Annotated in this window: 16 protein-coding genes, 4 tRNA genes, 2 rRNA genes and 2 pseudogenes; 4 read left to right on the top strand and 20 right to left on the bottom strand. The window is 46.0% G+C overall.

Going from position 1 to position 22,994, the window contains the following annotated elements:
* Positions 1-2 precede the first annotated feature (2 nt).
* From K6J74_RS03980 to K6J74_RS03920, 13 genes are all read right to left on the bottom strand, one after another.
* Positions 3-962: a Gfo/Idh/MocA family protein gene (locus tag K6J74_RS03980; RefSeq protein WP_221271040.1), complete on the bottom strand. Its 960-nt coding sequence runs from the start codon at positions 960-962 to the stop codon at positions 3-5.
* A 571-nt stretch (positions 963-1,533) separates the two neighbouring features.
* Positions 1,534-3,060 (bottom strand): Kae1-like domain-containing protein, encoded by a 1,527-nt coding sequence (locus tag K6J74_RS03975; RefSeq protein WP_221271039.1) that lies wholly within the window; start codon positions 3,058-3,060, stop codon positions 1,534-1,536.
* Entirely contained in the window at positions 3,057-3,596 is a 540-nt protein-coding gene (locus K6J74_RS03970) for a HyaD/HybD family hydrogenase maturation endopeptidase (protein WP_221272581.1), read from the bottom strand. Before K6J74_RS03970 ends, K6J74_RS03975 begins: the two co-directional genes overlap by 4 nt.
* Position 3,597: 1 nt before the next feature.
* Complete coding sequence (cybH, locus tag K6J74_RS03965; RefSeq protein WP_221271038.1) at positions 3,598-4,266, bottom strand: Ni/Fe-hydrogenase, b-type cytochrome subunit; 669 nt, start codon at positions 4,264-4,266, stop codon at positions 3,598-3,600.
* Positions 4,259-6,016 (bottom strand): nickel-dependent hydrogenase large subunit, encoded by a 1,758-nt coding sequence (locus tag K6J74_RS03960; protein WP_221271037.1) that lies wholly within the window; start codon positions 6,014-6,016, stop codon positions 4,259-4,261. Before K6J74_RS03960 ends, cybH begins: the two co-directional genes overlap by 8 nt.
* The gene (locus tag K6J74_RS03955) at positions 6,016-7,125 is read right to left on the bottom strand and encodes a hydrogenase small subunit (protein ID WP_430886794.1); all 1,110 of its coding nucleotides are present in this window, start codon (positions 7,123-7,125) and stop codon (positions 6,016-6,018) included. The genes K6J74_RS03960 and K6J74_RS03955 overlap by 1 nt, the downstream gene beginning before the upstream one ends.
* A 368-nt stretch (positions 7,126-7,493) precedes the next feature.
* The gene (locus tag K6J74_RS03950; RefSeq protein WP_221271035.1) at positions 7,494-8,990 is read right to left on the bottom strand and encodes a Na+/H+ antiporter NhaC family protein; all 1,497 of its coding nucleotides are present in this window, start codon (positions 8,988-8,990) and stop codon (positions 7,494-7,496) included.
* 19 nt (positions 8,991-9,009) lie between these two features.
* Positions 9,010-9,097, bottom strand: a tRNA-Ser gene (locus K6J74_RS03945).
* A gap of 31 nt (positions 9,098-9,128) precedes the next feature.
* A tRNA-Cys gene (locus K6J74_RS03940) sits at positions 9,129-9,203 on the bottom strand.
* Positions 9,204-9,205: 2 nt separating this feature from the next.
* Positions 9,206-9,292: transfer RNA gene (locus tag K6J74_RS03935), tRNA-Leu, on the bottom strand.
* A 70-nt stretch (positions 9,293-9,362) separates the two neighbouring features.
* Positions 9,363-9,596, bottom strand: coding sequence for a TRL-like family protein (locus K6J74_RS03930; RefSeq protein ID WP_221272580.1), 234 nt, complete (start codon positions 9,594-9,596; stop codon positions 9,363-9,365).
* Positions 9,597-9,703: 107 nt separating this feature from the next.
* Positions 9,704-9,778, bottom strand: a tRNA-Gly gene (locus tag K6J74_RS03925).
* Positions 9,779-9,928: 150 nt separating this feature from the next.
* Entirely contained in the window at positions 9,929-10,405 is a 477-nt protein-coding gene (locus K6J74_RS03920) for a glycine-rich domain-containing protein (protein WP_104690611.1), read from the bottom strand.
* 137 nt (positions 10,406-10,542) lie between these two features.
* Here K6J74_RS03920 and K6J74_RS03915 point away from each other — a divergent pair, with 137 nt between their 5' ends.
* The gene (locus K6J74_RS03915) at positions 10,543-10,761 is read left to right on the top strand and encodes a hypothetical protein (protein ID WP_104690612.1); all 219 of its coding nucleotides are present in this window, start codon (positions 10,543-10,545) and stop codon (positions 10,759-10,761) included.
* A 23-nt stretch (positions 10,762-10,784) separates the two neighbouring features.
* On the opposite strand, the gene K6J74_RS03910 is transcribed toward K6J74_RS03915, so the two are convergent.
* From K6J74_RS03910 to K6J74_RS03895, 4 genes and pseudogenes are all read right to left on the bottom strand, one after another.
* Positions 10,785-12,344 carry a dipeptide ABC transporter ATP-binding protein gene (locus tag K6J74_RS03910; protein WP_221271034.1) on the bottom strand — a complete coding sequence of 520 codons (1,560 nt, stop codon included), beginning with the start codon at positions 12,342-12,344 and terminating at the stop codon, positions 10,785-10,787.
* Complete coding sequence (locus K6J74_RS03905; protein WP_221271033.1) at positions 12,322-13,329, bottom strand: ABC transporter permease; 1,008 nt, start codon at positions 13,327-13,329, stop codon at positions 12,322-12,324. Before K6J74_RS03905 ends, K6J74_RS03910 begins: the two co-directional genes overlap by 23 nt.
* A gap of 1,233 nt (positions 13,330-14,562) precedes the next feature.
* Positions 14,563-15,716: pseudogene (locus K6J74_RS03900) on the bottom strand (RNA-guided endonuclease InsQ/TnpB family protein).
* A pseudogene (locus K6J74_RS03895) lies at positions 15,670-15,900 on the bottom strand (IS200/IS605 family transposase); the annotation flags it as partial. The pseudogenes K6J74_RS03895 and K6J74_RS03900, both read right to left, overlap by 47 nt.
* Positions 15,901-16,785: 885 nt before the next feature.
* On the opposite strand from K6J74_RS03895, the gene K6J74_RS03890 reads away from it, so the two are divergent.
* Positions 16,786-18,285, top strand: a 16S ribosomal RNA gene (locus K6J74_RS03890).
* 157 nt (positions 18,286-18,442) lie between these two features.
* Positions 18,443-19,102 carry a hypothetical protein gene (locus tag K6J74_RS03885; RefSeq protein WP_221271032.1) on the top strand — a complete coding sequence of 220 codons (660 nt, stop codon included), beginning with the start codon at positions 18,443-18,445 and terminating at the stop codon, positions 19,100-19,102.
* Positions 19,103-19,358: 256 nt separating this feature from the next.
* On the opposite strand, the gene K6J74_RS03880 is transcribed toward K6J74_RS03885, so the two are convergent.
* Together K6J74_RS03880 and K6J74_RS03875 are read right to left on the bottom strand one after the other, a co-directional pair.
* A complete protein-coding gene (locus K6J74_RS03880) occupies positions 19,359-19,880 on the bottom strand; it encodes a hypothetical protein (RefSeq protein ID WP_221271031.1) in 522 nt (173 codons plus the stop codon).
* Between the two features lie 139 nt (positions 19,881-20,019).
* Positions 20,020-21,519 (bottom strand): 16S ribosomal RNA (locus tag K6J74_RS03875).
* A gap of 405 nt (positions 21,520-21,924) precedes the next feature.
* Here K6J74_RS03875 and K6J74_RS03870 point away from each other — a divergent pair.
* The gene (locus tag K6J74_RS03870) at positions 21,925-22,779 is read left to right on the top strand and encodes a viperin family antiviral radical SAM protein (protein ID WP_221271030.1); all 855 of its coding nucleotides are present in this window, start codon (positions 21,925-21,927) and stop codon (positions 22,777-22,779) included.
* 59 nt (positions 22,780-22,838) lie between these two features.
* Here the strand turns inward: K6J74_RS03870 and K6J74_RS08545 are convergent, their stop codons facing one another.
* On the bottom strand, positions 22,839-22,949 hold the full coding sequence (locus K6J74_RS08545) for an outer membrane family protein (RefSeq protein WP_260321502.1): 111 nt from the start codon (positions 22,947-22,949) through the stop codon (positions 22,839-22,841).
* Positions 22,950-22,994 lie beyond the last annotated feature (45 nt).

The raw sequence follows: 22,994 nt of genomic DNA, 5'->3' as shown, positions 1-22,994 counted from the left end.
CTTTAGTTGTGGTGGTTACAAGCGGCTTTATGGCAAAGCGGGTGGCACTCTTCATCTGAGTTTGCTAAGTTCGCATGTCTGATGTCATCAGCTAACTCTAAGGCGGGGCGGACATCCTCCAATCCTAGTCTATTTCCGCTGATGATTTCTTGGTAACTTTTAATATACAAATTCTCCTTCTCTAACCCATGGCCAAAACTGATCTCTTGCCCCTCTAGCACCAAAGCCCGATAAGAGTTGTCGCGGTGCAAGCCTAATTTTGCCGGATTAATGGAGAGAAACCACGATACATGGGCGTGCTTCAAATTCAAAACCCCACCGATGCAATCGTGTTCGTGCACATGCACCGCAAAATCCACAACCTCCCCAAAAATGTCTAATAAAATGTCTAAGAAATGGATACAAAGGTTTAAAGCCAGCCCACCGCTGCGCTCCTCATCGCCCTTCCATGAGTTAAAATACCATTTGCCCCGCAAGATCAAATAAGTCAAAGAGATGTTATAGATTTTATCCGGATCGTCTACAAGTGTGGCTTGGACACTTTTTTTAAGGTCAATGACATTAGGGTGTAGGCGTAGCTGCATGATGTTGAACACCCGTTTATTGTATTTTGTTTCCAAATTACGGATTTCATCAAGCTCGCTAGGGTCTAGCACTAAAGGCTTTTCACAAATAACATTGATTCCATGGTTTAGGGCAAATTCGATGTGTTCAAAGTGCAAATAATTGGGTGTGCAAATCACCATAAAGTCCAAAAACTTCCCTGCAACTTTGCAGTCCTGTAAGTATTGGTGCAGGTCTTCTAGGCTTGTGAAAAACTCACAGTCTAAGTAGTATCGATCCAAAACCCCTACGCTGTCGTGGACATCCGTGGCGCAATCTAAGATATGCCCGGTTTCATAGATAGCCTTCAGGTGCTTGGGCGCAATGAAACCCCCCACCCCAATGATCCCAAACAGCATGCGCACTCCTTTGGTGACTAAATCCTAACCCTCCATGCTAGCAAAATTCCCTTAGTGTGTTCTTTAATACTGATAGAAAATCTCAAAGTGTGTATTAAACCAAGTTTTAGCATAGCCGGGCTTGTGGACTGGTGTAAGTCCGCAGCTAGGGTAGTAAATCAAGTGTGTCCTAGGTCATGTAAGGCGGTGTGGACTTTCGGTGTTAATGGCCAGATGAAGCATAGGGCAATAAACCATGTTATTGGTGTAACTAGATCATATTGGTCCATATTTAGTTGAATATCTTAGAATGTTTAGCCTGCGCTACTATGGATTTTTGACTATAGACACAGCAATTTTGCTAATACTACAGCGGCTAACCGAGTGTGTTTGACCTTGACAACGATAAAACGATAAAAGTGGACATACTGTCCATGTGGTGGGGATCGATGCGATCTTTAACATCATCTGGGCTGTTTGTAGCGTTCAGTTTCAGGCAATTCAATGTGCCTAGATCCCCGTTGACGATATCAATCCTTGGCGCGCCCCACTAGCCCCCGATGCCCGGCGACAAAAATGCGGCTACTGGGCGTTAACACGTGTAATCCATGGCGTTTGTGGGGAAAAGGGCCGGGCATTCTTTGGGGAAATACTGCAAACACAAATCTAAAAAGACCTTTTGTAAAAACACCTCGCCACATAGATACACTTGGTTACAACTAAACTTGGTGTGCGCATCGTAAATGACATTGCCCAAGAACTCGGCTAGGGAATCTAAAATCCCAAAGCACATGGTGGGTGCGTCTGTGCCCCCTAGCGTGTAGCTCACCGCGCTTTTAAGCGTGGGGGAGGGGTTTAGGCTTAAGGGTTCTTTGGTGAGTTTAAAATCCACCCGTGGGCCCTTGTTGCGTAAAAAGCTTGTGGCTAGCTTAAAAATGGCATGCGTGTTGTGGGTCTGGCTAAAGCCCAAAACCTGCAAGAGCCCGGCCAAAAAGTCTAAAAGATTACTGCTTGGTGGTGTAATGGGGGCTTGCTCTAAGCTTGCGCACAGATTAGGGAAGGCTTGCTTGTAGTTGGCGTAAAGTTTACGCCCCTTGGCATTGCTTTGCAGCTGTGCGAGTAGGGCTTGTGGGTGGGTTTCTTGCTCCACGCTTAAAAGCTGCTTGTAGCCCTCTTGATACACCCAAAAGCAGCTAGGGCGCTCAAAGTTTAAATAAATGAGTAAATGCGGGCTCTTGGGAGCTTCTTGTTGGATAAAGTCTAGGGTGTCCTTGGCGGGGGTGCGCTTGTGAGCGAGCATGAGGCCATTTTGCGCCACGCTGTAGGTCTGCTCTGGCGTGCTTGGAGCTTTACACACATAGGTAAAAGTGGGGATGCTTTGGGGGGCTTTGCTTAAAAAGAGATAGGATAAACCCTTTTCTAGGGCAAAATGCGCTAACAAGGCTAGCCCTAAATCATAGGGCAAGAGGGCATCTATTTCTAAACGCCCAAATTCTTTAACAAAGACCTCTTTAAGCGCAGTGCAGATAGTGGGCTTTTCATAGACACACAGCACCTGCGCGCTCTTAGGCTCTAGCCTTGTTACCGACAACACGCTGGCTAAATCCATGAACAGCACGCTGGAATTATTTTGTGGCTTGGGCGAAAGGGCGATAACCCCCCTAGAAGTTTGCACCACGAGCTCCCCCACTTGCAGGGCCTGCACCGCCTTTTGCATGGCTTCTTGCACCTTTGCGGGGGTTGTCAGCTCTTGGTTATGATAGCTTAGGCTCTTGAAGTGGGCTTTGGGGGCGCAAAAGTCCTTGTGCGTGGGGTCTAAAAAATCCTTAGCATGGCTGATGTCAATGGGCGGGCAGGCAACTTCTTGCTCTTGCCACTTCAAGGCCTCTTTAGCCACTTCTATGCCCGTAAAACTAAAGCTAAAGGCTAGGGGCAGGCGTTGGCTTAGTTCTGTGGCAAAGTTCTCTGCCTTTTTAAGGGGAGCTTTTAGATAAAAGACCTCTTTGCTCGTGGCATAAGGCAGCCCCTGAGCGTGCGCATGGTGCGCCATAAAATCCATGAACAAGGGGGCTAGTTCGGTTGTGCCGGTAGATTTAAATTTAAACGCAAAGGTTGTCATAGAGCGATCCTATAAGAGTTGTTGGCGATTCCTTGTAAATCTAAAGGTGCGGGTTTTGGCGTGGCTGTAACGCCCCACGCTTGCAAAATCTCTAGGGCTTTGGCCTTAGCGGTCTGTGCGCCTTCTAGCATGGCCGGGCTCAAGTTAAAGGTCGTGTTGTCTGGAACAATCTTGGGAATCAGCCCGATGATGGTCGTGGGGGGCAGGTCGCCCATTAAGGCGGTGAGTTTCAAGGTTTGTAGCATTTCTACTTCGTGTGCGCTGCCCGCCCAAGTGATGTTAGAGGGGATATTTTCAAAGTCAAAGCAAAACACCTCGCCCACGCCTGCCCCCGCCACACTCACACAATCTAAGAGCAAAATTTGATCGTATTCCACAATCCAGGGGATCAACGCCTGCGCCATCGTGCCCCCATCCATAAAATCTAGGTCCTGTCCGCTAAAGGTGTAATTGTGTTGCAGTTGGTTACACAAATGCACCCCCACCCCCTCATCGCCAAGGAGAATGTTGCCGATCCCAAGCACCAAGATTTTCAGGCTAATCTTTCACATAGCGGATGCCGCTCACCATCACATCCGCCCCGCCATCGGGGAATTTAATGGAGTGGAAAACAACCATATAAATGTGCACGGGGATGAATAGACAAATGCCCCAAGTGGCCAAGTGGTGCAGGTAGCGCACATTAGACAGCCCCCCGCACAGCACTTCAAACCACTTAAACAAAGACTCCAACACCCCACCTAGCCCCAAGTGGTAAACATTGTAATACAGCACCAAGCCGCTTAAAATCACAAGCACCAGCAAGACGCAAAGGGTGAAGTAGGCCATGAATTGCATGGGGTTGTAAGCCCCTTGCGTGTGTTGGGGCTTGCCTAGCCAAAAATAGACCTTGAGCTGAGAAATCCACGCCCCCACACTGCCGACATTTTTCACCGCCACGCGCTCATCACGGCTTTTACGATCAAAAAAGAACAAATAAAAGCGGAAAAGACAAATAGCGATGAGGATAAAGCCTAGCATGGTGTGGGTGCTTCTAATGTAGGCTTGCAACAAATCCATGTGCTTATACACGCTCGAGTGGGGGGCTAAGAAAGGGTAGGCGATGTAAAAGCCTGTGCCCATTAAGGCAAAAATTGCCAACGCCCGAATCCAGTGGAACAAGCGCACCAGTCCGCTAAACTCTTGTGTTTTGTGGTAACTATCCATGTTGTCCCCCCTTGTCAAAACGGGCAAAGCTAGGATCGACCCTAAACTCCCCAAAATCCTGTCCCTTGCAATCCATCACATGCACCGAGCAGGCGATGCAAGGATCAAATGAGTGGATCGTGCGGATGATTTCTAGTGGCTGGGTTAAATCGGCGAGTTTTGTGCCAATGAGGCTCATTTCATAGGGTCCCTTTTGCCCCTTAGAATCTCTAGCCCCCGCGTTCCAAGTGGAGGGCACCACTGCTTGGTAATTTTCCACCACGCCATTTTTGATCCGCACCCAGTGGCTTAACATCCCCCTTGGCACCTGCCCGATGTAACGCCCTTTGTATTCCTTGTTCTTGTCGATCACATAGGGGGCGCAAGTGCTTTGATCGGATTTGAGATTTTCCACTAGAGAATCCCAAGTTTGCAACCCATTATCCACTAAGATTTTTGCCTCCAAACAGCGCGCCGCCGTGCGCCCCAGCGTGCTAAAGATCGCCTCAATGGGCAGTCCCGTGTCTTTTAAAAATTGGTGCGCCACTTTAGTGGTGTGGGGATTCTTGGCGGCAAGCCCCACGGCTAAGGACGCTAGCGGTCCCACCTCCATAGGCATGCCATCGTAGCGGGGGGATTTGATCCACGAGTATTTATTATGTGGGTCTAGCACCTTGCTTTTTTCCAATTTGCCACTAAGACCCACACTCTCGCCATCTTTAAAGCCCGTGTAGTGCGGGTTGGTCTGCCCATCGTAGGGGTGTAGCTGCACCTCTTTGGTGTCGTGGTATTCATACCAAGAGTGAGTCACCTCTTCTTTGATCAAGTCCTCATTGATGGGATGTAGGGTGTTTAAATCGCCACCCAGCACAATTCCCGAGCTTAGTAGGTGCTTGCCCCGGCTAAGCAAGATCTCTTCATAGGCAATGAAGTTTTTAAGCCCACAACCGTGCAACACGCTGTCCTCTTTGTTAAACTGGCTTGCTGCCATGACAATGTCAGCGTAATAAGCCCGATTGACAAAGTCTCTTACGGTTTCAAATTTGCTTTTCCACTCGGCTAGCCTCGTGGGGTCTAACACATCCATTACAGAAGTGATCCCGCCCACGGTTAAGCTCTGGGGGTGCGGTTGTTTTGCCCCAAAAATGGCGGTCATTTTAGCCGCCTCTCGTTGGATGGCCAGCAATTTTAAATAATGGGAGAGCACGATTAAATTTTGCTCAGAGCTTAAGTGGTAGGTCTTGTGCCCATAGTAGCCATTGTTAAAGGGCCCTAGCGCGCCTTGTTTGGCAAAATCGCCCACACGCTTTTGCACCTCTTTAAGCTCATCTGCCCCTGTGCCTAACGGGTATTCGCTGTAATGAAAGGCGACTTGGCTTGCCTTCTTTGGGTCGGCTTTAAGCGCACTTAGTAGGTCGCACCAATCCAGCCCGTGCAGGGTGTAAAAGTGCACCACATGATCGTGCAACAAGAGCGCGATGTTCATTAAAGAGCGCACGAGTTGGGCATTTAGGGGGGGTGTGATGCCCAAAGCATTTTCTACAGCACTGATGCCCGCCTTGTAGTGTGAATAGGTGCACACCCCGCAAATGCGTTGCGCGATGAAACCCGCATCTCTTGGGTCGCGGTGTTTGATGATGGTTTCAAGCCCCCTAAAGAGTGTGGAGGAGGAAAAAGCGTCCGTGATAACATTGTTGTCATCCACCACCACCTCAATGCGTAAATGCCCCTCAATGCGCGTGATCGGGTCTACAATGATTTTCTTAGCCATTAAGCGTCCTTGTCTTTATTAAGCCCTGAGATCAAAGCGTGCGCAGCAATGCCAATCGCACTTGCGCTAAGCGCCACCACACCCACAGTGTCGGCGACCTTGTCCGCCCCCGCTCCTCCAAAAGCAGTCGTAACGGGCACAATCAAGCGGTTAGAAATGGGTTCTTCAAAGGGGCTCATGGTGTCCCAAAAGTTGGGCTCAGAGCAACCAATGCAGCCATGCCCGGCTTGGATAGGCCAAGAAGTGTGGGAGTTGAAGCGTAGTTTTGAGCAGTTGTTGAAGGTGTAGGGGCCCTTGCAGCCCACTTTATACAGACAAAAACCGTTTTTGGCGTTTTCATCCCCAAAGTGCTGCACGAACTCGCCTGCGTCAAAATGCCCCCGTCTTTCACAAAGGTCGTGCACACGGTGTCCATAGGCCCAAGTGGGGCGGTTGTAAGCGTCTAAGCGTGGGAGCGTGCCAAACATGATGAAGTAAATGATGTTGCCCACGATGTTTTTTTCACTAGGCGGGCAGCCGGGGACATTGACGATGGGCTGAGAAATGATTTTGTCTAAAGACTGCGCATTTGAGGGGTTGGGGTAAGCCGCTTGCACCCCTCCAAAGCTAGAGCATGTTCCAATGGCAAAGATCGCTTTAGCGTGCTTGGCCGCATGGATACACTCCTGGGCCCCCGTGCGTGCCTGTGCACCCATCGTTAAAAAGTATTCTGTGCCCTTAGGAATCCCCCCCTCCACCATCAAAACATAATTGCCCTTATGCTTTTCAATGGCTTGTTCTAGACTCAAATCCGCCTGGTGTCCGCTGGCAACCATGATCGTTTCGTGGTATTCCAAATTGATGTAATCAAAGATCACGCTGTCAATGCTGGGGTCTTCGCTCCTAAGGAGGCTCTCGCTGCAGCCCGTACATTCGGCCATGTGTAGCCAAATTACGGGCAAGCGGTTGGCCACCTCCACGGCTTTAGCCGTTAGGGGCGTGAAGCTGGCAGGCAGGGCGAAAGTGGCGGTCATCGCCCCCGCCCATTTGATGAAGTCGCGCCGCTCAATGCCGTTTTTTTCCATTTCTTCGTGGATGTCTTTATCGGCATTGTGGGCACTCAAGGGCATTAAACTTTCTAAGCGGTTGGATATGTTGTGAAAGAGTGTATCGTGAGACTCTAGCATGAAATCCCCTAATCTTAAGATGAGGGCTTAATGATACAGCAATCCAAATATTAATGGGCTTAAGTTTGCCCCTTAGAATGTAAAATGTGTTCATGTGTAACAGATGTGGTGCTAAGAAACATTTAGCGGTGTTTTTAGTATTTTGCACGAACTTTTTATACTTTAGAAGTGTTGCTAAAATGCACTGCGACAGAACGCTTTTTAAACAAGAAGCCCACTTGTCTTTAGTGGGTGGGTGGTTTACATGCTTAGGCTATGGCCTTTCTTTAGGTTAGGATAGAAGTTACACAAGAAAAATACATCAGTAAACATTACTTAAACAAGGTTTTTAAGAAGTAAAACAGACCCGCAAGCAAGGCGAGCCCAAAAAGAAAGCCTATGGCTTTAGAGAGCGTAATGCTTGCCACCAAAAAGGCAAGCATGGCGCAAAAGGCGGTGAGTGTAGCGTAGGGTAGCTGGGTTAAAAAGTGGCTTTGCACGCTGCAGCCCGCCCCCGTAGCCGATAAAATCGTGGTGTCTGAGATGGGCGAGGCGTGATCGCCATAGACTGCCCCGGATAAGATCGCAGAAAGCACCAAGACAATGTCCCCCCCGACCACGCTCACCATGCCCGCCCCAATGGGCAGCATGATCGCAAACGCCCCCCAACTCGTGCCGGTGGTAAAGGCGATGAAGCCCGAGATCAAAAAGAGCAACAAGGGGATGAGTAAAAACACGCCCTCAAAGTGTTGCAATAAGCTGGCTAAATACACCCCCGTTTGCAAGTCATCTCTAATCATAGGACCGATCGCCCACGCTAAAACCAAGACCCAAATCGCGCCCGCCATGCTGTAAAAACCCTTCTTGCATAACCCTAAGAAAGAGTGTTTAGGCAAGTAGGGGCGGGCTAAAAGCCCACACAACCCTAAAGAAAACAAGCCTCCCACAAAGAGAGAAAATGCGCTGTCGATGTGCTTTAAAATGTCTAAAATCGCCTTGCTTTGGCTGTGGGTGTAGCCCGTGTAAAACATTAAAGCCGTGATGCTGACAATCAAGCTCACAATGCTGGTGATGAGTAAGGATACGGGCGCACTTTGTCCCTCTTTAGCGGGCATTTGCAAGTCCTGCACGCCTACATTTTGGTATTTTTGCATGGCGGGTAAATTGATTTGCCATACAATGGCTAAGAACACCGCAAACAAGGCAAACCACGCGTAATAATTGCTCCCTATGCTGGCTAAGAGTAGGGCAAAGCTATCTTTCAGCAAGGGCGAGCCTTCATTTTGCATGACCCCCACGATATACGCCCCCCAGCTAGAAATGGGCATAAGAAGGCACACGGGCGCAGAGGTGGAGTCGATGATATAGGCTAATCTCTCGCGGCTAGACTTATGCATATCGCTTAAAGAGCGGCTGATTTGCCCCACAATGAGGGCATTAAAGTAATCGTCAATGAAAATCACCAACCCAGCAAAGAGTGCCACGCCCTCAGCCTGCCTAGCACTTTTGACATAGTTTTTCGCCCAATGCACGAAGGAATTGATCGCCCCTGAGCTGGCAATCACTTGGCTTAGCACCCCTAGGGTGATTAAAAAACCAAAGACGCAGAGGCTGCTAAGGTTTGGGCTAAATCCGCTAAGGCTTTGCGTGTAAAAGACAGCACTGATTTTAGAATAAATGTAGGTAACAAGTGAGCCTAAACGCCCATCGGTGATTAAAAGCCCACCTAGAACAATCCCGCTAAAGAGCGAAAGGGCAACGCGCTTGGTGAAAATGACCATAAAAATGACACAAAGGGGGACGGCTAGACTATAAACAGAATGACCCATGAAATCCTATCGGTAAGAGTGGCCGGGAGAGAGGGATTCGAACCCCCGGAGGTTTTACCCTCAACGGTTTTCAAGACCGCCGCTTTCAACCACTCAGCCATCTCCCGTTTGTGTAGAGAAGTTAAGCAAAAACAAGTTTGGAGGCGACGCCCGGATTTGAACCGGGGAATCAAGGTTTTGCAGACCCATGCCTTACCACTTGGCTACGTCGCCGCTGGTGCCCAAAGCCGGACTTGAACCGGCACGGTATTGCTACCGAGGGATTTTAAGTCCCTTGTGTCTACCTATTCCACCACCTGGGCTAAAGCCTAGGCTTAAGAGCCTAGGTTGATTTTGTTAGAGACTAGCCTAGGCTAGCTTAAGATTAGTTTTCTAATCTCCCTGAACGATTGTTGTATATTTACCAAAAAGACCCAAGAAATTAAACGCTTTGCGATCCACCATCTTGATCTTAACGACACCACCATTTCTAGCTGCCCTCCCTACAGAACAATCACCAACGGCAAAAATACTGAGAATACTCACACAGCTAGCATGCCCTTCTTTGGAGTATCGCACATCATTCCCGGAAACTGGAAGCTTTACGCTGGTAACCAAACCTCCCATAGGAAGAGGTGAAGCACAGCCGCTAATTAAAACGCCCACACACACACACTTGAAAGCTTAGCAAAGCGCAACATCAGAGAGTCCCTTTGGTGTTTATTTTAAAATTATGGAGCGGGAAACGGGGATCGAACCCGCGGCCCCGACCTTGGCAAGGTCGTGCTCTACCACTGAGCTATTCCCGCATAAAAGTTGCAATTTTAGCACGAAATTTTTAAGAAGTCAAGCAAGCCGCCCCAAGTGGCTAAAATAGAACTTGCTCTACAACACAAGACATGACGACAGAACCTCAACATAGGGCATAAAAATTTGTGTGAAACCCCCTCCATAAAAAATTAAATGGCTTCTTTGAGTGTGGGGCGCGTCTCGCTAAACACGCCCTCATCCCCTTGACGACCGCAATTAGGGCATCTACCCGTAGCGCGCCAAACATTTTCTTGCACGAACGCGGAAGGCGCACCAAAACGGGCAATGTATTTTTCGCAAGTGGCTTTCCAAGAGTTTTGGAGATTTTGCGCGTCTTGACTGCCACGCATGCCAAAATAAGGGAAGTGGTGCAAAAAGTAGCCAAACACTTCTTGGCAATCTTTGGCATATTTTCTTGTGTCTAGGATATGGTAGTGCCAAAATTCATCGACAGCTTTGGGGGGCACGATGGCCTGATCTTTGTTTTCTAAACAAAGGGTGAGAAAACGCTTATACTCTTCGCCAATCATTTTGGCGTACTCTAAATCCCAGCCCAACCCCTCTTCTTTGTCCATGATTTTGACGACAATGGGTTCTAAATCCAACTCAGAGACCGAAAGATGCATTTTAACTCCTTTGAATTTGAAGTTCCACTATACGAAATTATTTCTTAATTTTATATAAAAAAGCGACTATATTTCGCTGTTTGGATTAAAGTCAATAGTCAATACATTTTCATAAATAATATCATTACGGACGAGTCGTGGCATCTTCTTTTAAATACACACAAAGAGATAAGGCGAGGATTCTTAAAATCACCACACGCACCCTACAGCGTTGGCGTTACACTAAACCGGAGCTTTTTGCCATTATTGAAGCGGGTTTTAAAATGCTAGAAAAAATCCATAGTCAAGAACTTTACAGCCAAGAAGTACAAGATTTATTGCAACAAATAGACTCTCTGCAAAAAACATCAAAATAACCCCCAAGCCCCCCACTTAAGCCCTATAACCTCGTGTCTAAAAGCTCTTTAGTGTAGGGGTGTTTAGGGTTTGTAAAGACCTCAGCTACCGCCCCACTCTCCACCACCGCACCCTTATGCACCACCAGCACCGAGTCGCACATGCACTCAATGACATCTAAATCGTGGCTGATGAAGAGATAGCTTAATTGCAACTTCTCTTGCAACTCCAAAAGCAGAGCCAAGACCACCTTTTGTAGGCTCTTGTCTAACGCCGAAGTGGGCTCGTCCATGATCACCACCTGCGGGCGGGTGAGTATCGCCCTTGCAATCGCCACCCTTTGGCGCTGCCCACCGCTCAGCTCAAAAGGGTAGGCGTTTAAATACTTTGCCTCTAGCCCCACTGCCTCTAAACTTTCTTGTGCTTTCCTTATATCCACCTTAAGCCCTGCCCCCACAAACGCCTCTAATAAAATCTCTTGCACGCTCCAGCGTGGGTTTAAAGACGCATAGGGGTTTTGAAACACCATTTGTAAGGACTTGCGATAAGGTTTAAAGCTTTGGCGTTGTAACCCCCCCACACTCTGCCCCATTAAAACCTGCGCACCCGTGCTTTGGGCAAGTTTCAACAAACCTAGAGCTAAAGAGCTCTTTCCGCTTCCGCTCTGCCCAATGATCCCTAGCGTCTCTTGTTGCCGTAAGTTAAAATTAACCCCCCTAATCGCCTCAAAAATGTCTTTTTTAAAGAATTGGTTTCTCGTGTAAAACACGCCAAAATCTTGCACGCTTAAAGTCGGCTGACCTAGGGCTTTGGTGCGCTTTTTTTCAAGCTTTCTAGCCCCTAAGAGCATTTGCGTGTAGGGGTGCTTGGGGGCGTTAAAAAGCTCTTTGGTGGCGTTGTGCTCGCAAATTTGCCCTTGTTGCAGGACATAGACCGAGTCGGCGAGTAAGCCCACCGCCCCCAAATCGTGGCTGATGAATAAGAGCGCCATTTGCTCTTGCACGCTTAAAGCTTTTAGCAATTCTAAAATCTGCAGTTGCACCTGTGCGTCTAGGGCGGTGGTGGGCTCATCGCAGATTAAAAGTTTGGGGCGGTTGATTAAAGCCATGGCTAGGGCGACCCTTTGGTTTTGCCCACCACTGAGCTCATAGGGGTATCGTTGGCACAAGTCCATAGACAGCCCCACTTGTGCCATGACCGCCTCTAGACGTTCGTGCGCCTCTTGCTTGCTGGGCTTGGCGTGCAGATATAAAGCCTCTAGGATTTGCTTTTGGATTTTATGTAGGGGGTTTAGCGCACTTAGGGGCTCTTGGGCGATGTAGCCGATGTGTTGCCCCCTTAGAGCACGCAGTGCCTTTGGGCTTAAGTGCAATAAATCCTGCCCCTTAAAGACAATGCGCCCGCTAATGGGCTGAATATGTGTGCTTAAGCGTAAAATCAAACTGGCTAATGAGCTTTTACCACTCCCACTCTCGCCCACTAACGCCACCCTTTGCCCCACGCCCACCACCAAATCTAAGTCTTTGAGTAAGAAATTCGCCCCCACACGGGCGTTTAATTTTTCAAGCCGTAGTAGGGGGTTATTTTGCTCCACTGAAGGCATCTCTTACCCCCTCCCCGATAAAGACTAAGATAGAAAGCAGTAAGGCGGTGGCAAAAAAGCCCACTAAGGCTAAATGTGGGGCGTAAAGGTTGTTCTTGCCTTGATTTAAGAGTTCGCCTAGGCTGGCACTGCCAACAGGCATGCCAAAGCCTAGAAAGTCAAGGCTTACCAAAGTGCCGATACTGCCCGCCATGACAAAGGGTAAGTAAGTGATTGTGGCGACTAAAGCGTTAGGCAAAATGTGGTAAAAGATCACCCGCATATCCCCCACCCCCAACGCATAAGAAGCCTTGACATAGTCCATGTTGCGTCCCCTTAAAAACTCTGTCCGCACCACTTGTGCTAGCCCCATCCACGAAAACGCCAACACAAGCCCCAAGAGCCACCAAAAATTCGGGCTAAACATGTTAGAGAGGATGATGAGCAAAAAGAGCATGGGGATCGCACTCCAAATCTCTATGAAGCGTTGCCCTAGTAGGTCTATGAGCCCCCCATAATAGCCCTGAAGTGCCCCAATCGCCACGCCTAGCCCCACACTAAAGACACTTAAAATCAGCCCGAATAAAATCGAAATGCGGTAGCCATAAACAAGGCGAGCCAACACATCGCGGGCTTGGTCGTCTGTGCCTAGTAGGTGCTTTAGGCTTGGCGGGGTGGGGGCGGGCTGTTTTAAGTCCATAATAATGGTGTCGTAAGAGTAGGGGATTAAGGGCCAAAGCACAAAGGCGTTTTTGAGTAGGTGGTTTTTGACATAAGGATCAGTGTAGTCTGCGCTGGTGTAAAAATCCCCCCCAAAGGCGGTTTCGGGGTAGTCTTTGAAAATGGGGTAGTAAGCCTTATGATCCTTATAGATGAAAAGGGGCTTGTCATTCACCCAAAGCTCCGCTCCCAAAGAGAGCACAAACAACACCACAAACACCACCAACGCCCAAAACGCCCGTTTGTTTGCCTTAAACGCTTGCCAACGCCGTGCTTGTAAATCCAAAAGCCATCCTTACACTTGAATGAAGGGGGTATTTTACAGCAAAAAGTGCATAAAGGGCTTAGTTAGCCAAAGACTAGGGGTTTTTGGAATGGCTAGTTCTCTCCCCAATTTATGCAGACCATTTTAGACAAGTGCGCCAAAAATACTTTCTGTGTCCTAGACCCATTTTTGGGTTTAGGCACAGTTTTGTATAAGTGTTTGCGAAAAAATATAAGAGAGCGGCATAGGAAGAGCCTAGGAGTCTAATCGCTGTGGATTTTGCTTGGAGGATGTCCTAAACTCTCCAGCTAGTTTCTTTCAATGCTTGCTCTGTGTGGTGTTAGAAGTCCATAGCGGCTTTTGGCTGTGTAAACTACACATAACACCATGCTTAACAAATAATAATTCATAGCGCAGTTAAAAACTGCACTACACAATGCAGATAATTTTGTTGTATGAAATCTTGCTCGTTTGTTTCACGGATCAATAAACCAATAGCATTTGCAATGAGATGTCATGGACATCTATTGATCGTTTTCTTTAAAGTCACTCACTACACAAAGTCATATGTTTGCAAAAAATTCAAGAGTCTGCAGATCGGTGTCATTAAAGCGATCCACACTTCTTTAATTCAATCATCATTTTACCTTGTTTCTCGTTGTTTAGTATTGTTTCTTAAATTACTTTTAATATCACTTTTCTTTAAGATTTTAAGCCCTTTCAAAACTTCTCAAAAACCCCTATTTCAACTCCAAAAATCCCTCTAATTTTTCTCATCATTGAGAGAAGTTGCAAGTAAGTTATTAAGTAAAATCCTCAAAATGGAGTTTCCTGAGGAAAAATCAGGGGAGACCTACTTAATGATTTGGGGACATCCCTATCTTATGGGGTTCGTGAATGTGTGATACACTTACAAGGCGTGCGTGCATGTGGTTTGGCGGTGCTTCGCACTTACGACAAACGGTTGGCGTGTGGTGGCAAATTTATCGTTTTGGTCGCCCGAACGCCAACGCTGGGCGAAGTCCACCACGAAACGCCACATTTAAACGAAAAATTTCAAATTTTGTCAAAAAATAGATTTTTGAGATAATAAAAAAATTGTGAATAGTGATTTTGAGCGTTTTAAGGGATTGTGCACGAACGTTTTACATGTGTGTAGTGGCGATTCTTTTGTTAAAACATTCATCTACGTAGCCTTAAAAGAGGCGAGAATGAGATTTACAGGTTTTGGAATGGGGTTAAACCCTTGAAAGCCTATTGACATACCCCCATAGCCAAACTAGGGGATTCTGGGATCATCAAGGCTTGCATGTAGGCATGTCTTACAGCCTCTCCTCCAAGAGTGAGCCCGTTCTCTGTGTATATTGATGCTTGTATTTAAATCTCCATCCAAGGAAAGCCCACAAGAGGGGCAATGAAAAACCTTATCTTTTAGGCTTAAATCCTCTTTGAGTGCCCCACAGATAGAGCAGGTCTTAGAGCTAGGAACAAAAGCATCGCTTTTGATGAAACCTATCTTAACCACTTGGGTTTTTCTCTCCAAGATAGCCACAAATTCACCAAAGCCTAAATCATTAATTTTACGCCCCCAAAGTCTAGCCATAGCCTTTATATTCAAGTCTTCAATGAAAATTGTGGCGTATTGTCTAGCAAGACTATTGGCGAGTTTATAGAAAAAATCAGCTTTAAGATTTTTGATTTTTCTGTGTAGCTTGGCTAGCCTAATCTTGGCTTTTAAGCGTCTATGGCTACCCCTTTTCTTTTTAGATAGAGATTTAGAGCAAGATTTTATCGAAGGCAAGACTTTAGAGAAAAATAAAGGCGATGGGATTTGTGTGCCATTAGAGCATGTGAGAAAGGTTTTTGACCCAAAGTCAAGCTCCACACTATTACCGCCTGCGGGCTTGGGAGTATCCGCCACTTCACACACCAAGCACAAGAAATAATCGCCTAGATTATCTCTTTTAACGGTTAAAGTCTTGGGTTTACCTACAAGGTTGTAGGTCTTGACAAACTTAAAAACATAGCCATTAAAAGAAATAATGTTGTCTTGGATCTTATAGCCTGTCTTGCCCTTGAATGTGAAAGATTGATATAGGGTTGTCTTTTTAAATCTAGGTGGTCTGCCCTGTTTTTTAAAAAACTTTTGATAGGCTTTGTCTATCCTTTCTACTAACTCCTGCAAGGTTTGAGAGCCTAGAGTTTTTAAAAAGGCAAAGTGTGTTGTTTTCTTTAGCTTTATGATGTGCTTTTGCAGGGTGTAGAGTTTTAAATACTTTTTAAAAGCCCATAATACCTCTTATGCAAAGCAATGCAATGATTGTAGCAATGCTATAGAGGCGCAGAAGTTTGCCGATGTGCTTATTTTTGCTTGAATTGTAGAGTTTCTGCTTGTAGGCGATTAACATAGTCTTTCCACTTGTTCTTTTGCTTAGGTCTTTCAGAGTTTTGTTGGTTAGCAATGTATTGCTTGATCACTTCCAAAGGCGCACCGCCCACAGAGGAGATAAAATAAGAGTTTGTCCATAGTGTGGGTAGTCTTGTTCTCAAATGGGAAAACTCTTGTCTTAAAAGCCGCCTGCTCCTACCCTTAGCCATCGTATCTGCGGTAAGGAAGTGTTGAGAGTTACGCTTTGGTAGATTGATGCGTGAGACCTGCAGGGAATGCGTCGGAGCTTAAACTCTATAAAATCCCTACTATGAGATGTATAGTAAGAACCAAACTCTCCCTACGGACAATATCAGTCCAGGAAGCCCAAATGTCTTTAGAATTTGGGCACCTCATTGGACTTTATACACTGCTCTTGAGAAAGTTTGATAGAGATAGGGAATCATAGGAGAGAATGATGTCTCTAAAACCGCTCTTACCTAACAAGCAAGAGTTTAAATTTAAGGGACAGATAAAAGGTAGATATTTTTGAGCCTACGCTCTACCAAACCTAAAAACCCTCAAGGTGGACAACGATGTTGTGCAGATCAAAACCCATTACTTAGTTGTAGTGTAGGCGCACCAGGTGAGCGGTTTCTGAACGCTCTGTCTTTAACTCCAACAACCGCACCCACTGCAAGCACAGCACCTATAAAAATAAAATAATAGGATGTATCTGTAATATTGGATATATCCGTTTAAGGGCATTTAGGGCATTTTATCTTGCTAACAACAGCCTAGCTAAAACCTCCCCCCCATTTAAGCACCCCTTAAGCTTCAAAATCCTATAATCGCACTTTGCCAAAGTTTAAAGCGGTTTAAAAATCCAAAGGTTGAAAAGCCCAAGCGGTTTTAAAAAAGCACTTAAACTTAACGCAACGATCTTTGACATTTAAGCAAGAGAGTCTTGAAGCCAAATTTTTGTTTTTAAATTTTGTTTTGGCTTTTAAGAACTCTAGTTATTGACACAACTTAGTCTTAACAGAGTAATCTTTAAGTGCTTATAGAGAAATCTATCAAGCACAGAGCCAGTTTAGGATAAACTTAACTTTATGGAGAGTTTGATCCTGGCTCAGAGTGAACGCTGGCGGCGTGCCTAATACATGCAAGTCGAACGATGAAGCCTAGCTTGCTAGGTGGATTAGTGGCGCACGGGTGAGTAACGCATAGATGACATGCCCTTTAGTTTGGGATAGCCACTAGAAATGGTGATTAATACCAAATATTACCCTACGGGGGAAAGATTTATCGCTAAAGGATTGGTCTATGTCCTATCAGCTTGTTGGTGAGGTAAAGGCTCACCAAGGCAATGACGGGTATCCGGCCTGAGAGGGTGAACGGACACACTGGAACTGAGACACGGTCCAGACTCCTACGGGAGGCAGCAGTAGGGAATATTGCTCAATGGGCGCAAGCCTGAAGCAGCAACGCCGCGTGGAGGATGAAGGTTTTAGGATTGTAAACTCCTTTTGTGAGAGAAGATAATGACGGTATCTCACGAATAAGCACCGGCTAACTCCGTGCCAGCAGCCGCGGTAATACGGAGGGTGCAAGCGTTACTCGGAATCACTGGGCGTAAAGAGTGCGTAGGCGGGGTTGTAAGTCAGGTGTGAAATCCTATGGCTTAACCATAGAACTGCATTTGAAACTACAACCCTAGAGTGTGGGAGAGGTAGGTGGAATTCTTGGTGTAGGGGTAAAATCCGTAGAGATCAAGAGGAATACTCATTGCGAAGGCGACCTGCTGGAACAATACTGACGCTGATTGCACGAAAGCGTGGGGAGCAAACAGGATTAGATACCCTGGTAGTCCACGCCCTAAACGATGGATGCTAGTTGTTGGGGGGCTTTGTCCTCCCAGTAATGCAGCTAACGCCTTAAGCATCCCGCCTGGGGAGTACGGTCGCAAGATTAAAACTCAAAGGAATAGACGGGGACCCGCACAAGCGGTGGAGCATGTGGTTTAATTCGAAGATACACGAAGAACCTTACCTAGGCTTGACATTGAAGGAATCTGCTAGAAATAGTGGAGTGCCTAGCTTGCTAGGCCCTGAAAACAGGTGCTGCACGGCTGTCGTCAGCTCGTGTCGTGAGATGTTGGGTTAAGTCCCGCAACGAGCGCAACCCTCTTTCTTAGTTGCTAACAGGTAGTGCTGAGCTCTCTAAGAAGACTGCCTGCGTAAGCAGGAGGAAGGTGAGGACGACGTCAAGTCATCATGGCCCTTACGCCTAGGGCTACACACGTGCTACAATGGGATGCACAAAGAGATGCAATGCTGCGAAGCTGAGCCAATCTTAAAAACATCTCTCAGTTCGGATTGTAGGCTGCAACTCGCCTGCATGAAGCTGGAATCGCTAGTAATCGCAAATCAGCCATGTTGCGGTGAATACGTTCCCGGGTCTTGTACTCACCGCCCGTCACACCATGGGAGTTGTGTTTGCCTTAAGTCAGGATGCTAAAGTAGCTACTGCCCACGGCACACACAGCGACTGGGGTGAAGTCGTAACAAGGTAACCGTAGGTGAACCTGCGGTTGGATCACCTCCTTTCTTAGAGAACCCCTTTAAGACTTCGTTGTCTTAAGGACAAGGCTCAAGGCTCTCTTGCTTAGGTGTTAAAAATCTTTCAAAATCTTTAATCTTTCTAAATTTTTTGCGTTGTTTGCTAAATTTGATAAAATAGGGCTTTTGTATAGGGAATGTTAATATGCCTATTGATTTAGTTTGGTATCGAAATAAATGTGCTGAGGGGCATGAACAAAAAGAAAAACGCCCACACTTTGTCATTTATGAAGGTAAAGATTTTTTCCTAGCCTTTCCACAAACAACACAGAACAAACAAAGTAAAAAATACTCTTCGCATAAAAACTATATTATAAATGATCATGGGAAATTGATTGAAGTGATGATCGATCAATTGCGGATCGTCCCAAAGACACAGGTTTTAGAAAACAATGCGATGGAAACAGGGCTCAGTGTTGGGTTGCGCAAGGTATCTATTGATAAACCTGTATCGGCACATAGAAAACCTCTTGTGGAGTATTTCTTGAAGAAAGCTATTTTGCAGAGCGAATCCCATAAAAACAAGCATGCCAAACAAATCACTTTTGGGGATGTTATCAAATTACACATTAAAAACAAAAACCCCTTATTGCGCTTTCACGATACTTTTATTGTGCTCTCTTGTGCTAAGTTCCATTTTTCTAGCATGTGTCTAGTCGCTCCCCGTAAAAATGACTCTATCATTTTTGAGTTATTGCACTGCATTGATTGTCAAGCACGGGAATTTAAGCTTTTAAAAAATGCTAAAGATCGTTTAGATATTGGAAATTTATGCGAAAAAATTAAATTATCCTTAGAGATTTGAGAACTTCCAAGAGAGTTTTTACTGGATTAATCTTTTTCTCAAGGTGCGGTGTTACCCTAATCTCCCGACTTAGCTAAAGAGATTAGGCATTATCTGTTTAAAACATTTATTGGTTTTTGAGCTTAAAACCCCCAGCTTGGGTTGTATTGCATCCCTTAGATGTTTAAAGATCGCCTAATTTGCGCACATAAATTTATAGGATTAACCGGTCTTTGGCATTGTCTAAAACCGCAGTATTAAGGCGGATGCCCTACTTTTACTCACTTGGATAAAAATCCTCTCTTGGCACCGCACTAAACACTTTTACCAACTCTATAAAGTCGTATAAAAAATTTTCTTGGAGTGTGGCTAGGCTAGGGTATTTTATTTCATGTTTGTATTGATAAGCCCCCTTCTCAAAAGTGAATAATTTATCTAGAGCCATACATTTCTGTTTAGAAGCGTTGCCATAATTATTAGAACAACCGATACGCAACTTAAAAGTACGCCTTTTCCACTGACAACCTAACCAAATATAAACCCCATGTTGCTTTTTGAAAATAGGACCATTGACATAGTCGTCGCCTAAAATATCCTTGCGTCCAAAACAGATCGTGGGTTGGTTGTGCTCCCAAAAACTGATGTAAGTTGTGTAATGGAGATTCAAGTTTTCTAACCACTGATCCCATTTGGGCTTTAAGGGAGCGAAATACTGGGGAGCGGTGTTAGAATTCCCCATGTATCTTTCGTTTTTCTCTTTAAGGCTCACAAACTCTTGCAATAGCTCTTTTTGCCCCATAGCAAAACCTTTAAATCAAAGATAAGGGCTATTCTAACAAAAATTTAATGAGGGAGAATTTAAACAAACCCTAACACCTAAGCAAGAGAGCCTTGAGCCTTGTCCTTAAGACAACGAAGTCTTAAAGGGGTTCTCTAAGAAAGGAGGTGATCCAACCGCAGGTTCACCTACGGTTACCTTGTTACGACTTCACCCCAGTCGCTGTGTGTGCCGTGGGCAGTAGCTACTTTAGCATCCTGACTTAAGGCAAACACAACTCCCATGGTGTGACGGGCGGTGAGTACAAGACCCGGGAACGTATTCACCGCAACATGGCTGATTTGCGATTACTAGCGATTCCAGCTTCATGCAGGCGAGTTGCAGCCTACAATCCGAACTGAGAGATGTTTTTAAGATTGGCTCAGCTTCGCAGCATTGCATCTCTTTGTGCATCCCATTGTAGCACGTGTGTAGCCCTAGGCGTAAGGGCCATGATGACTTGACGTCGTCCTCACCTTCCTCCTGCTTACGCAGGCAGTCTTCTTAGAGAGCTCAGCACTACCTGTTAGCAACTAAGAAAGAGGGTTGCGCTCGTTGCGGGACTTAACCCAACATCTCACGACACGAGCTGACGACAGCCGTGCAGCACCTGTTTTCAGGGCCTAGCAAGCTAGGCACTCCACTATTTCTAGCAGATTCCTTCAATGTCAAGCCTAGGTAAGGTTCTTCGTGTATCTTCGAATTAAACCACATGCTCCACCGCTTGTGCGGGTCCCCGTCTATTCCTTTGAGTTTTAATCTTGCGACCGTACTCCCCAGGCGGGATGCTTAAGGCGTTAGCTGCATTACTGGGAGGACAAAGCCCCCCAACAACTAGCATCCATCGTTTAGGGCGTGGACTACCAGGGTATCTAATCCTGTTTGCTCCCCACGCTTTCGTGCAATCAGCGTCAGTATTGTTCCAGCAGGTCGCCTTCGCAATGAGTATTCCTCTTGATCTCTACGGATTTTACCCCTACACCAAGAATTCCACCTACCTCTCCCACACTCTAGGGTTGTAGTTTCAAATGCAGTTCTATGGTTAAGCCATAGGATTTCACACCTGACTTACAACCCCGCCTACGCACTCTTTACGCCCAGTGATTCCGAGTAACGCTTGCACCCTCCGTATTACCGCGGCTGCTGGCACGGAGTTAGCCGGTGCTTATTCGTGAGATACCGTCATTATCTTCTCTCACAAAAGGAGTTTACAATCCTAAAACCTTCATCCTCCACGCGGCGTTGCTGCTTCAGGCTTGCGCCCATTGAGCAATATTCCCTACTGCTGCCTCCCGTAGGAGTCTGGACCGTGTCTCAGTTCCAGTGTGTCCGTTCACCCTCTCAGGCCGGATACCCGTCATTGCCTTGGTGAGCCTTTACCTCACCAACAAGCTGATAGGACATAGACCAATCCTTTAGCGATAAATCTTTCCCCCGTAGGGTAATATTTGGTATTAATCACCATTTCTAGTGGCTATCCCAAACTAAAGGGCATGTCATCTATGCGTTACTCACCCGTGCGCCACTAATCCACCTAGCAAGCTAGGCTTCATCGTTCGACTTGCATGTATTAGGCACGCCGCCAGCGTTCACTCTGAGCCAGGATCAAACTCTCCATAAAGTTAAGTTTATCCTAAACTGGCTCTGTGCTTGATAGATTTCTCTATAAGCACTTAAAGATTACTCTGTTAAGACTAAGTTGTGTCAATAACTAGAGTTCTTAAAAGCCAAAACAAAATTTAAAAACAAAAATTTGGCTTCAAGACTCTCTTGCTTAAATGTCAAAGATCGTTGCGTTAAGTTTAAGTGCTTTTTTAAAACCGCTTGGGCTTTTCAACCTTTGGATTTTTAAACCGCTTTAAACTTTGGCAAAGTGCGATTATAGGATTTTGAAGCTTAAGGGGTGCTTAAATGGGGGGGAGGTTTTAGCAATTGTGTATCATTTGGTTGTCATGTTAAATCTTAGTTTATTTTTTTGGCATAGAGTCCTAAAGTTACGCCAATAGAAACATTAAAGGTTGTTTGCATGGATACCTTCACCCTCAATTGGCACATCACAGAAGCCTGTAATTTCCAGTGTCAGTATTGTTTTGCAAAATGGCAGAAAAGAGAACAAAAAGAGCTCTTGCATACCCCCGCAAAAGTGCGTCTTCTATTGGATGAAGTGGCACAATTGCCTGTTTTGCTTAACTTTAAGACCTTGCGTCTCAATTTGGTGGGCGGTGAGATATTTTTATACCCTAGGGATCTTTTAAACATCATCCAAGAAGCCAAAGCTAGAAAAATGCATTTGTCTGCCATCACCAATGCAAGCCTGTTAGATCAGCATCTAAACAACCTCATCGCCACCCATTTTGAAACCATTGGCTTTAGCGTGGATTCTTTAAACACCGCCACCAACACCGCCATTGGCCGTTGCACCAAGAAACAGGCGATGGATGTTGCAAAAATGAAGGCACACATTGCTTCTATCCGCACACATAACCCCAAAATACAAGTGAAAATCAACACGGTGGTGAATTTACACAACCAAGGAGAATACCTTGGGGATTTTATCCAAGATGTCAAACCCAGCAAGTGGAAGATTTTTAAAATGCTCCCCATCCTGGATAAACGCTTGGCAATCAGCGATGGGGAGTTTCAGGCATTTTTAGACAGACACCAACAATTCGCCTCGATCATCAGCTCTGAAAATAACGATGAGATGACGCAATCTTATTTAATGGTCGATCCCTTTGGGCGGTTTTTTCAAAATGGCCAAGAACAGGGCTATTTTTACAGCGAGCCCATCATTAAAGTCGGGGTTTGCAAAGCTTTAAAACAAATCCCTTTTAGTTTAGAAAAGTTTTCTAGACGCTACTTGATGCATGCCGGTCTTTAATGGCTTTTTTTGAATTTTAAAGGGTGTTTAAATTTACAAATCGTAACTGATGGAGGTCATTAAGTAGCTGTGACTTGGGTGCTGGGGGCGAATTTGGGATTAGGCGCGCCAAAGTGGGCGGCTTGGTAGCCTCGATGCATCGTGACTTGGTAGCCACTTAAGCGCAACATTAAATGGATATGCCTAGTTACAACGCTCCTATTGAAGCCACAATA

Source organism: Helicobacter sp. NHP19-012, assembly GCF_019703325.1.
Lineage (GTDB): Bacteria > Campylobacterota > Campylobacteria > Campylobacterales > Helicobacteraceae > Helicobacter > Helicobacter gastrofelis.
Note: the sequence above shows the minus strand (reverse complement) of the source record. Positions and strands in the feature narration are given on the sequence as shown.